We start from the raw sequence: 12,052 nt of genomic DNA, 5'->3' as shown, positions 1-12,052 counted from the left end.
AAATACTGTATAAACATACAGTACTATTCTCATCAGGTTTTGGCAAGGTTAATCTTCTTGAATTAGAGGACGAGGCGCATCTCGCCGATGCCGGGCTGTTGCAGCAGCAGGTCGACGAGCGTGCCCGTCGGCCAACCGCCGCCCGGCAACTGGGCGGACAGCGTGGGATGGCCGGTATCGATGCAGCGCGTGTCGCTACGCGCCAGCTGCGAGGCAAGCCAGAGCGACGGATGCAAGGATTCCGGCGCTGCAGATATTGAACCTGAGCAATTCATGTATGATGCGAAGAAATACTGTATAAACATACAGTACTATTCTCATCAGGTTTTGGCAAGGTTAATCTTCTTGAATTAGAGGACGAGGCGTGTCCTCTCGATGGAAGGCTCAGGCGCCGATGGCCTGGCGCCTGAGATACTGAACAACGGGATCCAGCTCAGGCAGCGGCGGCGCGAATTTGCAAGCCTGCGCTGCCGAAGTCCAAGGGTAGCCCGCGCGCTGGAGCCACGGAAATACCAGACTGGCCGTGCTCGGCGGAAGCACCACCATGGCATGGATGGAAATCACGAGCGCGCTGGCCAAACGCGGCGATCCGGAACTGAACGTCCAGTCGTAGGCGCCGCATCCGACGCGGGTGTTCTTCGTGTCCTTCTCTGTCATTCCGACGAGCCACGCGCAGCAGAAAGCATCGGCAGCTTCCGGCGGGCGCGCCAGATAGAAAGAGTAGATGTTCTCGTAGGTCTTGTTGAACTGCGTGACCAGCGTATCGGCGATGGCGCCGCGCCCTTGCGTGACTGTCGGGAACGTGATGTTGCTGCAACTATTGTCGATGTGGAGCGATGCATCGGATGTGAAAACGCGGTCCAGCAAACAGGGGCGATTTTCATCCTTGGCATGAAAGTAGTTTCGCAGGACGACTTCGGGCGTAAGCAAGGGAGAAGGAGACATGGTGCATCCGGTATGATGGAAATACATGCTGCATGGTCATACAGCATGTATTTCCATCGGGTTTTGGCAAGCTTAATCGTCTTGAATGCCTACGCAATCAAAACGCATGCCGTATCCCCACATCGACCGCCCCGTTCCCCGATCCCCCTTCGATGGCGCTGCCCACCGTATAGCTGGCGCCATGCCGGTTCACGATGTGCGAGATCGAGGTGTACAGCTCGGTCCGGCGCGACAGCGCATAGCGGTAGCCCAGCGCATACTGGCTCGCATCCTGGTCGAGCGCGCCGCGGTCGTCCTTGTGGATCCACGACACCATCCACGTGTGCGGGCCGGACGGGATCGTCGCGCCGAGCAGCACGTCGCGGCTGTCGCTCGATGCGACCGGCGTGACGGGCCGGCCGTACGGGTTCGCCGTGTTGCGCAGCAGGGAACTGTTCAGGCCCTTGTCGACGCCGTACGCGACGTGCGCCTTCACGACGCCGAAGTCGTAGACCGCGGCCAGCACCGTGTTCTTCGCGCTGCCCGCATTTTTGATTGCCGCGGTGTCGTTGTTGCGGTTGTGGTAGCCGAGCCGCACGCGCAGCGGGCCGCTGGTGTAGTCGAGCGCACCGCCGAACTGGCGGCCGGCTGCACTGTCTCCCGTCACCTCGCCGGCGCCATACACCAGTTCCGCGCTCACGCCGCCGATGGCGGGCGATACGTATTTCAGCGAGTTGTCCATGCGGCTGGCCGAGTTGCCGGTCGGGGCCATCAGGTTCTTCGAATCGCCCGCGTAGCCGGAGGCGAACGGATCGGCCATCACCACCGTCAGGTATTGCGGCGTGTACTGGCGGCCCGCCGTCAGCGTGCCGAAGCCGCCCTGCAGCCCCGCATATGCCTGGCGCCCGAACAGCAGCCCGCCCTGCCCCAGCGCGCCGGTGTCGGCCTGGAAGCCGCTCTCCAGCAAAAAGATGGCGGCGATGCCGTTCCCCAGTTCTTCGCGGCCCTTGAAGCCGAGCCGCGAGCCGGCGCCCACGCCGCTCGTGAGCTTGGTGACGTCGCCGCCGCTGCCGCCCGTTTCCCGGACGAGCGCGACGTCGACCAGGCCATACACGCTGACCGACGCGCCATCCGCGGCGACGGCATTCATGCAGAGCGCGCCCAGCGCGCCGGCACACAGGATTGTTTTCATCGTTGTCCCTTTCTCGTTGTGGTTATTCGTAGTTCGCGGCCGGCGCATACCCGCCGCCGCCTGGCGTCTCGACGACGAACACGTCGCCCGGCTGCACCTCCGTCGTCGCCACGAAGCCGAGTTCCTCGACCCTGCCGCCGGCGCGCACGACGTAGTTGCGGCCGCACTTGCCGGGCTCTCCGCCCGCCATGCCGAACGGCGGGACGATGCGGTTGTTCGACAGAATCGAGGCCGTCATCGGCGCGAGGAAGCGGATCCTGCGCACGCCGCCATTGCCGCCATGCCAGCGTCCGCGGCCACCGGAGTCGTGCGCGATTTCGTAGCTGTCCAGGCGCACCGGATAGCGCCATTCGAGCACCTCCGGATCCGTCAGGCGCGAGTTCGTCATGTTGGTCTGGACGACGTCGGTGCCATTGAAACCCTCGCCCGCGCCCGAGCCGCCCGCGATGGTTTCGTAGTACTGGTAGTCCGCATTCCCGAACGTGAAATTGTTCATCGTGCCGGGCGACGACGCCTGCACGCCGAGCGCGCCGTACAGGGCGTTCGTGATGCAGCTCGACGTCTCCACGTTACCCGAGACGACGGCCGCCGGATAGCGCGGATTGAGCATCGACCCTGCCGGGATGATCACGTTCAGCGGCTTCAGGCAGCCCGCGTTGAGCGGTATGTCGTTGTCGACGAGCGTGCGGAACACGTACAGCACGGCCGCCATGCAGATCGAGCTCGGGGCATTGAAATTGTTGTCGAGCTGGGGCGACGTGCCGGTGAAGTCGATGTCGGCCGTGCGCGCCGCGTGGTCCACGCGGATCGCCACCTTGATCTCGGCGCCGTTGTCCAGGCGGTACGTGTAGCTGCCGTCCGTGAGCGCGCCGACGACGCGGCGCACGGCTTCCTCGGCATTGTCCTGCACGTGCCGCATGTAGGCCTGCACGACGTCGAGCCCGAACTGGTCGACCATCTTCAGCAGTTCCTCGACGCCCTTCTGGTTCGCGGCCACCTGCGCCTGCAGGTCGGCGATGTTCTGCGCCACGTTGCGGCACGGGTAGTCGCCCGACCGCAGCAGCGCCATCGTCTCGCGTTCCAGGAAGCGGCCTTCGCGCACCAGCTGGAAGTTGTCGATCAGGACGCCCTCTTCCTCGACCCTGCGGCTGTTCGCCGGCATCGACCCGGGCGCGATGCCGCCCACGTCCGCATGGTGGCCGCGCGACGCCACGTAGAACAGGATGTCCTTCCCTGCCCGGTCGAACACGGGCGTGATCACGGTGATGTCCGGCAGGTGCGTGCCGCCGTGGTACGGGTCGTTGAGCATGTAGACGTCGCCCGCGCGCATGCGGCCGCGGTTCGCTTCGATCACGGTGCGGATGCTCGCGCCCATCGATCCCAGGTGGACGGGGATGTGCGGCGCGTTGGCGATCAGGTTGCCCTCGGCGTCGAACAGCGCGCACGAGAAGTCCAGGCGCTCCTTGATGTTCACCGACACCGCCGTGTTCTGCAGGCGCAGGCCCATCTGCTCGGCAATGCTCATGAACAGGTTGTTGAAGACTTCGAGCATGACCGGATCGGCCTCGGTGCCGATGGCCTTGCGGCGCGCGCGCGGCGCCACGCGCTGAAGCACGAGGTTGTCGTCCGCCGTGACTTCCGCGATCCAGCCCGGTTCGACCACGTTGGTGCCGTTCGCCTCGACGATGATCGCGGGGCCCGCGATGCGGTCGCCAGGCCGCGTCTGCGCGCGCAGGTACAGCGCGCTGTCGTGCCACTCGCCGCCCGAATACACGGCCACCGTCTCGTGCGGTGCCAGCGGCGCGGTGCGCGGTGCGGGATCGGCGGCGTGCGCGCTGCCGGCGTCCGTGGCGCCGATCGCTTCCACCGAGATCGCCTCGATGACGATCGCCTTGTCAGGCATGAGGAACGAATAACGCTTGCCGTACGCTTCCTCGAACTGCACCTGCATCGAGGCCACGCTGTCGTGCTGCACGATGATGACGGAATCCGTGCCTTCGTAGCGCAGGTGCGCCCGCTTGACGACGCGCACGGCATCAAGCGCGATGCCCTGCGCCAGCAGTTCATCGGTCGCTTCCCGCGCCAGCGCATCGAGCGCGGCGCGCACCGCGCCGGTCGTGTCGTCGGACAGCGCCGTTTCCATGGTCCGCTCGCGCATCGCCGTCTGGCTCGCGAGGCCCATGCCGTACGCGGACAGCACGCCGGCGAACGGGTGGGCGAAGATGCGGGTCATGCCGAGGGCGTCGGCCACCAGGCACGCGTGCTGGCCGCCGGCGCCGCCGAACGTGGCCAGCGTGTATTCCGTCACGTCGTGGCCGCGCTGCACCGAGATGAACTTGATGGCGTTGGCCATGCTGCCGACCGCAATCTCCAGGAAGCCTTCGGCCACCTCTTCCGGCGTGCGGCGCTGGCCCGTCTCGCGTTCGATGCGCGCGGCGATCTCCGAGAATTTTTCGCGCACGATGGCCGCGTCCAGCGGCTCGTCCGCGTGCGGGCCGAACACCGCCGGGAAGTGCGCGGGCTGGATCTTGCCGAGCATGACGTTGCAGTCGGTGACCGTGAGCGGACCGCCGCGGCGGTAGCTGGCCGGGCCGGGATTCGCGCCCGCGCTGTCCGGGCCGACGCGCAGGCGGCTGCCGTCGAAGTGCAGCACCGAACCGCCGCCCGCCGCCACCGTGTGGATGCTCATCATCGGCGCGCGCATCCGCACGCCGGCCACCTGCGTCTCGAATTCGCGTTCCAGTTCGCCCGCGTAGTGCGACACGTCGGTGGACGTGCCGCCCATGTCGAAGCCGATCAGCTTGTCGAAGCCGGCCTTGCGTGCCGTACCGACCATGCCGACGATGCCGCCGGCGGGACCGGACAGGATCGAGTCCTTGCCCTGGAAGCGGTGCGCGCCCGTCAGGCCGCCATTGCTCTGCATGAACAGCAGGCGCACGCCTTCCATCTCGGCCGCGACCTGGTCCACATAGCGGCGCAGGATCGGCGACAGGTACGCATCGACGACCGTCGTGTCGCCGCGCGAGACGAGCTTCATCATCGGGCTGACCTGGTGCGAGACGGACACCTGCGTGAAGCCGGTTTCCGCCGCGATGGCGGCAATCGTGCGCTCGTGATCGGGGTAGCGGTAGCCGTGCATCAGCACGATCGCGACGGAGCGGAAGCCGGCGGCATGCAAGTCGGCCAGTTGCATACGTACGGCAGCCGTATAGAGCGGCACGATCACGTCGCCGTGCGCGCCCACGCGCTCGTCGACTTCGACGACGCGTTCGTACAGCAGCTGCGGCAGCACGGGATGGCGGTCGAACAGGCGCGGACGGTTCTGGTAGGCGATGCGCAGCGCGTCCCTGAACCCTTTGGTGATCAGCAGCGCGGTGCGCTCGCCCTTGCGCTCCAGCAGGGCGTTCGTCGCCACCGTCGTGCCCATCTTGACGGCTTCCACGAGGTCGGGCGTGATCGGCGCGTCGGGCGCGATGCCGAGCAGGCGGCGGATGCCGGCGACGGCGGCGTCGCGGTACTGCTCGGGATTTTCGGACAGCAGCTTGGCCGTCACCAGCGCGCCGTCCGGCTTGCGCGCGACGATGTCGGTGAACGTGCCGCCGCGGTCGATCCAGAATTGCCAGCGCTGGCGCGGCGTGTTGTCGTGGTTGGTCTGTGGGTACATGGTCTTGCCTCTTCAAGAATCGGGGGGCGCACAGGCACAGCGGTGCCCTCGTGCGCCGCGCGCGATATCGTCGTGTGTGAAATCAGGGAAGGATCAGGATTCGAGGCGCTTGCCGCGGGTCTCGGGCAGGGTCAGCGCGGCCAGGACCATGATCCCGTAGGCGCCGGCCGCGAACAGGCCGATGGCGTGGCCCAGCGGGACCGTCTGGCCGACCGCGCCGATCGCGAACGGGAACAGCGAACCGATCGCGCGCCCCATGCTGTAGCAGAAACCCTGGCCCGAACCGCGCATGCGGGTCGGGAACAGCTCGGTCAGGAACGCGCCCATGCCGCTGAAGACGCCGGAGACGAGGAAGCCGAGCGGGAAGCCGAGCAGCAGCATCACGTTATCGGTGACCGGGAGCCGGGTGTAGGCCAGCGCGATCGCCAGCGAGCCGACCGCGAACAGGATGAAGTTGCGCTTGCGGCCCAGGCGGTCCGTCAGGTAGGCGCTGACGATGTAGCCGACGTACGAGCCGGCGATGACCATCGCCAGGTAGCCGCCGGTGCCCAGCACCGTCAGGTGGCGTTCCGTCTTCAGGAACGTGGGCAGCCAGGTCGTGATCGCGTAGTAGCCGCCCTGCGCGCCGGTCGTCAGCAGCACGGCGCGCACGGTCGTCGACAGCATCTGCGGCGAGAAGATCTCGGTGAACTTCGCCTGCTCCGCTTGTGCGCCGCGGCGCTGCTCGGCCAGGAACACGTCCGGCTCTTCCACGAAGCGGCGGATGTAGATGACGAAGATGGCGGGGAGGATCCCCAGCAGGAACAGCGAGCGCCACGCCAGTTCGGGGGGCAGCAGCGAGAACATCAGCGCGTACAGCAGCGCCGAGACGCCCCAGCCGAGGGCCCATCCGGCCTGCACCATGCCGACCGCCTTGCCGCGGTCCTTCGCGCGGATGACCTCACCCATCAGGATCGCGCCGGCCGTCCATTCGCCGCCCATGCCGAAGCCCATCAGGCCGCGCGTCACGAGCAGCTGGTCGAAGGTCTGGGCAAAGCCGCTCAGCACCGTGAACAGCGCGAACCACAGGATCGTCAGCTGCAGCGTCTTCACGCGGCCGATGCGGTCCGACAGGATGCCGGCCAGCCAGCCGCCGAGCGACGACGTGAGCAGCGTGACGGTGCCGATCAGGCCGGCGTCGCCTTTCGACAGGCCCCAGGTCGCGATCAGCGTGGGAATGACGAAGCTGAGGAATTGCGTGTCCATCGCGTCCAGCGCGTAGCCGACCTTGCAGCCGATGAAGGTGCGGCGCTCCGTTTTCGTGAGCTGGCGCAGCCAGCCGAAATGGCTCGTATCCTCCGCGCGCTCCTGCGCGAGTTCTTGTGTGTTCATGTCGTCTCCGTTTGTGGGTTTGTTTTTTTACAGCGTCGCCAGCGAAGCGTTGGGTATGTCGGTCACCAGCATGTAGCCCGGGCGATGGGTGATCACGAACGGCAGGCGCGCCGCCCGGATCGCCTCCTGCGGCGTGACGCCGCAGGCCCAGAACACGGGAATCTCGTCCGCCATGACCTCGACCGCGTCGCCGTAGTCGGGCCGCGCCAGGTCGGCGATGCCGATGAGGCGCGGGTCGCCCAGGTGCACCGGTGCCCCGTGGATCGCGGGGTAGCGGCTCGTGATCTGGATCGCGCGGATCGCGTCCTGCGCCTTCAACGGGCGCATGGACACGACCATGTTCCCGCCGAACGGCCCCGCCGCCGCGTTCGGGATGTTCGTGCGGTACATGGCGATGTTCCGGCCCTGTTCGATGTGGCGCAGCGGGATGCCGGCGGCCAGCAGCATTTCCTCGAACGAGAACGAACAGCCGATCGCGAACGCGACCAGGTCGTCGCGCCACAGGCCTTCCAGCGACACCGGCGCTTCCGCCAGCTCGCCGTCGCGGTACACGTAATAGGCCGGGACATCGGTGCGCAGGTCGAGATCCGCGCCGAGCGCCGGCACGTTCCACGCGCCCGGCTCGCCAACCGCGAGCAGCGGACAGGCTTTCGGATTGCGCTGGGCGAAGCGCAGGAAATCATGGGCATGCGCGTCCGGCAGGATGACGAGATTGGCCTGGGCATAGCCGCCGCAGACGCCGGCGGTCGGCTTGCGGAATTCGCCCGCGCGGACCAGGCGACGGAACTGGATCGGTTTCATGGATTTCTCGCGTGGTAATGACATGGAAACAAGCATAGATGCATCGTCCGTTTCCGCCAAACCACTTATTTTTACCGCATGTGTTAAGTTTTCCTAAACGCGCTTTTGATCCGTTCCCCTCATGCATAAAGTATTCTTGACGCCATGAATACACGTTTCCTCGAAACCCTGATCACCCTTGCCCAGCTGCGCAGCGTCCGCGCGACGGCCCGCGCCATGCATGCGACGCCGGCGGCGATCTCGCTGCGGATCAAGGCACTGGAAGAAGAACTGCAGACGGAACTCATCGACCGCAGCACGCGCGAATTCCGGCTGACGCCGAACGCGGACTACCTGCTGAACCACGCGAAGGCCGTCGTGGACGCGACGCGGCGCCTGCGCGAGGCGGCGCGCACGGAAAGCGCGGTGCGGGGCCGGCTGCGGCTGGGGGTGATCGAGACGGTGGTGCACAGCTGGCTCGCGCATTCCGTACGCCAGCTGAACGCCAGTTTCCCGGAGCTGGAAATCGATCTCGTCGTGGACATGAGCACGACGCTGGAAAAACGTTTACTGGCGGGAGAGCTCGACCTGGTGGTCGGCATCGAAGGCGTGAACAGCAGCGAGATCACGTCCGAGCCGCTGGCCGTCTATCCCGTGCGCTGGATCGCGCGCGCGGGCCTGCTGGCACCGCAGCGCGAAGGCCTGGCGCAACGCCTGCTGCAATTCCCGATCCTGACGTTCGGGCGCGGCACGCAGCCGCACCGGATGCTGGAAGACATCGTCACCCGGCTCGCCAACCTGAGCGCGGTGCCGCTGGAACAGACGCGCATCACCTGTTCGCCGTCCGTGGCCGCCATCATCCAGCTGATCCGCAACGGCTTCGGCGTGGCCGCGATTCCCTGGCTGTTCGTCAGTAGCCATCTCGAGAACGGCGAATTCATGGAGGTGCCGCTGCAGCCCGTGCCGCCGCCGATCATCGTGTCGATGAGCCGGCGCACGAACGCGCCCGTGGCGGTGCATGCGGCGGCGTCTGCGGTGCGCGCGGCCTGCGCGGAGTATTGCGCGCAGGTGGACGGGCAGTATATCGAGAGCTTGGGCTGAGCGAGAGCCTGGGCTGGGCGAGAGCCCGGGCTGAGCGCGTCCGTCAGGCCGGACGGCGCGGCGACAGCGTCATTGCTGGCGCTTTTTCTCTTCCTTCTTGACTTTCTTGTCCGCCTTCTTTTCCTTTGCGGTCTTGGCCGGTTCCTTCTTCGTGGACTTTTTCGCGTCCTGGCTTTTACTCATTGTTTTCTCCAGTCAAATTAATGGATCACGCATCCGCGCAGCTTCGGCAGAGGCTGGAGGGCGGTGGCGACTTCACCTTCGGGATCTTCTTCGGTTTTCAACTGGATCCATGCCAATACCTCGGCAATACTGGCCAGGCCGCTGTGCAGGGATGCGCGCGCTTCGAAAAATTCGGACACTTCCGGGTTGCCGGGTTCCGGCACGAGGAGAACGGAATGCCCCAGTGCGCGGATACGCGTTTCCAGCTCCTCCAGATCGCACGCAAGCGCGTCATGGAGTGCTTCGATGGCCGCCACTGCATCATCCATATCGTAGGATTCTTCATTCATCGCAGTTCTGTTTCAGCCTTATGGTTGTCTTGGTGATACGCGGCACGGAGAAGTCGCCCGTCCCATCGCGGGTCGTGCAACGGCAGCAAAGCTTGATGACGGAAGAGAGCTAGACAGGACCGCCCCGAAGGGCATGGCAAGGAGGACAACAATCCGGGACGCGTGGACACACGATACAGCAATTATGCAAATGCCGCTCAGGCGTTGCTGGACGGGCCGTCGGCCAACCGCCGATCCTGCGCGCGCCGCGGCAGCGTCACCGTGAAGGTCGTGCCATCCTCCGCATTCGACGCGACATGGATCTGCCCACCATGGGCGTGCACGATTTCGCGCGCGATGAACAGGCCGATACCGAGGCTGGTGTGCTCGGCCTGGTCGCTGCCGATGCGGGCGGCGACGCGGACGAGGGGCTCGAACACGGTCGACACCTTGTCGGGCGGGATCGGCGGGCCCTGGTTATTGATGGCAAGGATGATATCGTCGTCGGTGGCGGTCAGGCCGACCCGGATCGGGGCATTCTTGTCGCCGTACTGGATGGCATTGCCGATGAGGTTGGACAGCATCTGTGCGACGCGGCCGTCGTCGAACACGGCATCCAGCAGGGGCGGCACGTCCAGTTCGATCCACCGCTCCGGATGGAAGGTGCGCAATTCATCGACCACCTGCCGGCACACCGACACCATGCTGCCCTGCCGGACGCGGATCGGCATGCCCGGCCCCAGATGGGTGCGGGTGAAGTCGATCAGGTCGTTGACCAGCTTGCTCATGCGTTTGGCGCTGCTGAACATCCGTGTCGCCACGAGGATGTACTTCGGCGGGATATCGGTTGCCTGCATGACGAAACTCGCCCCGCTGACCAGCGTGCCCAGCGGATTGCGCAGATCGTGGCCGAGGATCGCGAGGAACATGTTCTGCGATTGCTTGACCAGTTGCTCATACCGCGCCACCGACTCGGCCAGGGCCTGGTCGACCGCCTCGTTGAAGCGCACCATGTCGCCCATGTCCGTGGCGCGACTCCCGGGCGCCGCGTCCCGCCACAACGCCAGCACGCTCGAGCGCAGGGCGCGGTACTCGGACACCAGTTGCACGACGGTATAGCCGGACAACAGGCGGGCCTGGGCATGCGCTTCGGCGGCCGTTTCCTCGCCGTCGTGCTTGCCCTGCCCCCTGGATTTGGCGATACGCTCCCGGTCGGACTGGTGGCAGCCGAGATCGTCCGCGAAGGTGAGCAGCATCAGGCGCGCGTGATCGCGTAGCTCTTCGTCATCCATCGTCAAGGCCGGCGGTTCGATCGTGCGCGCAAAATTCTCCCATTCCTGCAGGATCGCTTCCATATTGTCGCGTATGAAATCGGCAAGCCTATATTGCCTCGTTGTCATAAATAACCTTGTATTACCCGATTCCGCGACATTCGCATCGAAGGGGTAAATGATAATAACAGCGTTATTCCCCACCCAATGGATAATTCGACAAAACCTGCCTATCGAAAATAAATCCGAAATAATTAGGTGAATTCGGGAAAGTCCTGTATCTTTCTTCTGGCACTACATCAAGTCGTTGTTATTGTTGGTCTTTCTCTCCCGTTCGCCTCCCGGCGGTCCTGTTTGATTTCCTCCTTACTCTCTTGGTCGTACTGCATTCCGGGCGTCTTGCCCAAAGCAACTTTAAGGACTGAAACAAAATGACTACTCAAACCGGCACCGTGAAATGGTTCAACGATTCCAAAGGCTTCGGCTTCATTACGCCTGACGCAGGCGGCGGCGACCTGTTCGCCCATTTCCAGGACATTCAATCGGAAGGTTTCAAGAGCCTTGCCGAAAACCAGCGCGTCTCGTTCGTGCGCTCGACCGGCCCCAAGGGCGAAAAAGCCGGAAATATCCGCGCTATTTAATCGGTCTGATTAATTGCCGAAATGCACCACGCAGATAGCGTGGGCGTTTCAACCGCAATAAAAAGAAAACGGATTCATGTAATGTGAATCCGTTTTTTTATTTTGGATGTCCGAAACGCGGCGCCTCGCGCGCAAACGCCACCAGCTGCTCCCGCACCCAGCGCTGCGCCGCGTCGCCGTGGTTGCGGTTATGCCAGGCCATGCGGATGGCGAAGCCGGGAACCGGCAGCGGCGGTTCCAGCACGCGCAGGCGATTGGGACGCCCTTCCACCATGCGGGCCGGCACGAGGGCGACGAGGTCGGAGCGTTCGACCAGGTCCAGCACCGAGTGGAACGTCGACGCCGACACGACGACGCGGCGCCGCAGGCCCTGCGCATCGAGCACCTCGTCGACCGGCGTGGTAAAGCTGCCGCCGCGCGGCGAGACCATCACGTGTTCCAGTTCGCAGAACCGCGCCGTATCCAGCGGCCGGCGCAGCGCCGGGTGGCCGCGCCGCGCGATGAAGACGTAGCGCTCCTCGAACAGCGGACGCGAACGGAGAGACTCCGCGATGCCTTCCGGCGTCAGCACCGCGAGGTCGACGTCGCCCTTTTCCATCTGCGCTTCCAGGCGCGCG

At 65.1% G+C, this 12,052-nt stretch carries 10 protein-coding genes and 1 pseudogene; 2 read left to right on the top strand and 9 right to left on the bottom strand.

What is annotated here, in order from left to right:
• Window positions 1-68: 68 nt before the first annotated feature.
• The 6 genes and pseudogenes from ACEN88_RS14125 to ACEN88_RS14100 form a co-directional block, all read right to left on the bottom strand.
• Window positions 69-275: pseudogene (locus ACEN88_RS14125) on the bottom strand (cell division protein); the annotation flags it as partial.
• A 109-nt stretch (window positions 276-384) separates the two neighbouring features.
• A complete protein-coding gene (locus tag ACEN88_RS14120) occupies window positions 385-945 on the bottom strand; it encodes a hypothetical protein (protein ID WP_413340495.1) in 561 nt (186 codons plus the stop codon).
• Between the two features lie 97 nt (window positions 946-1,042).
• On the bottom strand, window positions 1,043-2,116 hold the full coding sequence (locus tag ACEN88_RS14115) for a porin (RefSeq protein WP_413340493.1): 1,074 nt from the start codon (window positions 2,114-2,116) through the stop codon (window positions 1,043-1,045).
• Window positions 2,117-2,138: 22 nt separating this feature from the next.
• Window positions 2,139-5,780 carry a hydantoinase B/oxoprolinase family protein gene (locus tag ACEN88_RS14110; RefSeq protein ID WP_413340491.1) on the bottom strand — a complete coding sequence of 1,214 codons (3,642 nt, stop codon included), beginning with the start codon at window positions 5,778-5,780 and terminating at the stop codon, window positions 2,139-2,141.
• Between the two features lie 93 nt (window positions 5,781-5,873).
• Window positions 5,874-7,151 carry an MFS transporter gene (locus ACEN88_RS14105; RefSeq protein ID WP_413340489.1) on the bottom strand — a complete coding sequence of 426 codons (1,278 nt, stop codon included), beginning with the start codon at window positions 7,149-7,151 and terminating at the stop codon, window positions 5,874-5,876.
• 27 nt (window positions 7,152-7,178) lie between these two features.
• A complete protein-coding gene (locus ACEN88_RS14100; RefSeq protein WP_413340487.1) occupies window positions 7,179-7,952 on the bottom strand; it encodes a putative hydro-lyase in 774 nt (257 codons plus the stop codon).
• Window positions 7,953-8,096: 144 nt separating this feature from the next.
• Here ACEN88_RS14100 and ACEN88_RS14095 point away from each other — a divergent pair, with 144 nt between their 5' ends.
• Window positions 8,097-9,032, top strand: a complete 936-nt coding sequence (locus tag ACEN88_RS14095) for a LysR family transcriptional regulator (protein WP_413340485.1) — start codon at window positions 8,097-8,099, stop codon at window positions 9,030-9,032.
• Between the two features lie 200 nt (window positions 9,033-9,232).
• Here the strand turns inward: ACEN88_RS14095 and ACEN88_RS14090 are convergent, their stop codons facing one another.
• Window positions 9,233-9,544, bottom strand: coding sequence for a hypothetical protein (locus ACEN88_RS14090; protein ID WP_413340483.1), 312 nt, complete (start codon window positions 9,542-9,544; stop codon window positions 9,233-9,235).
• Between the two features lie 197 nt (window positions 9,545-9,741).
• A complete protein-coding gene (locus ACEN88_RS14085; RefSeq protein WP_413340481.1) occupies window positions 9,742-10,878 on the bottom strand; it encodes a sensor histidine kinase in 1,137 nt (378 codons plus the stop codon).
• Between the two features lie 347 nt (window positions 10,879-11,225).
• Here ACEN88_RS14085 and ACEN88_RS14080 point away from each other — a divergent pair, with 347 nt between their 5' ends.
• A complete protein-coding gene (locus tag ACEN88_RS14080; RefSeq protein ID WP_056136492.1) occupies window positions 11,226-11,435 on the top strand; it encodes a cold-shock protein in 210 nt (69 codons plus the stop codon).
• Window positions 11,436-11,532: 97 nt separating this feature from the next.
• Here ACEN88_RS14080 and ACEN88_RS14075 read toward each other — a convergent pair.
• On the bottom strand, window positions 11,533-12,052 hold a 520-nt coding region (locus ACEN88_RS14075), incomplete at its 5' end, for a LysR substrate-binding domain-containing protein (protein ID WP_413340479.1).

Source organism: Massilia sp. CT11-108, from assembly GCF_047302915.1.
GTDB lineage: Bacteria > Pseudomonadota > Gammaproteobacteria > Burkholderiales > Burkholderiaceae_D > Telluria > Telluria orientalis.
Note: the sequence above shows the minus strand (reverse complement) of the source record. Positions and strands in the feature narration are given on the sequence as shown.

What these genes read in the sequence shown, in the direction of transcription:
- ACEN88_RS14120 (WP_413340495.1), bottom strand. Translation starts at nt 945, where the DNA reads ATGTCTCCTTCTCCCTTGCTTACGCCCGAAGTCGTCCTGCGAAACTAC.
- ACEN88_RS14115 (WP_413340493.1), bottom strand. Translation starts at nt 2,116, where the DNA reads ATGAAAACAATCCTGTGTGCCGGCGCGCTGGGCGCGCTCTGCATGAAT.
- ACEN88_RS14110 (WP_413340491.1), bottom strand. Translation starts at nt 5,780, where the DNA reads ATGTACCCACAGACCAACCACGACAACACGCCGCGCCAGCGCTGGCAA.
- ACEN88_RS14105 (WP_413340489.1), bottom strand. Translation starts at nt 7,151, where the DNA reads ATGAACACACAAGAACTCGCGCAGGAGCGCGCGGAGGATACGAGCCAT.
- ACEN88_RS14100 (WP_413340487.1), bottom strand. Translation starts at nt 7,952, where the DNA reads ATGAAACCGATCCAGTTCCGTCGCCTGGTCCGCGCGGGCGAATTCCGC.
- ACEN88_RS14095 (WP_413340485.1), top strand. Translation starts at nt 8,097, where the DNA reads ATGAATACACGTTTCCTCGAAACCCTGATCACCCTTGCCCAGCTGCGC.
- ACEN88_RS14090 (WP_413340483.1), bottom strand. Translation starts at nt 9,544, where the DNA reads ATGAATGAAGAATCCTACGATATGGATGATGCAGTGGCGGCCATCGAA.
- ACEN88_RS14085 (WP_413340481.1), bottom strand. Translation starts at nt 10,878, where the DNA reads ATGGAAGCGATCCTGCAGGAATGGGAGAATTTTGCGCGCACGATCGAA.
- ACEN88_RS14080 (WP_056136492.1), top strand. Translation starts at nt 11,226, where the DNA reads ATGACTACTCAAACCGGCACCGTGAAATGGTTCAACGATTCCAAAGGC.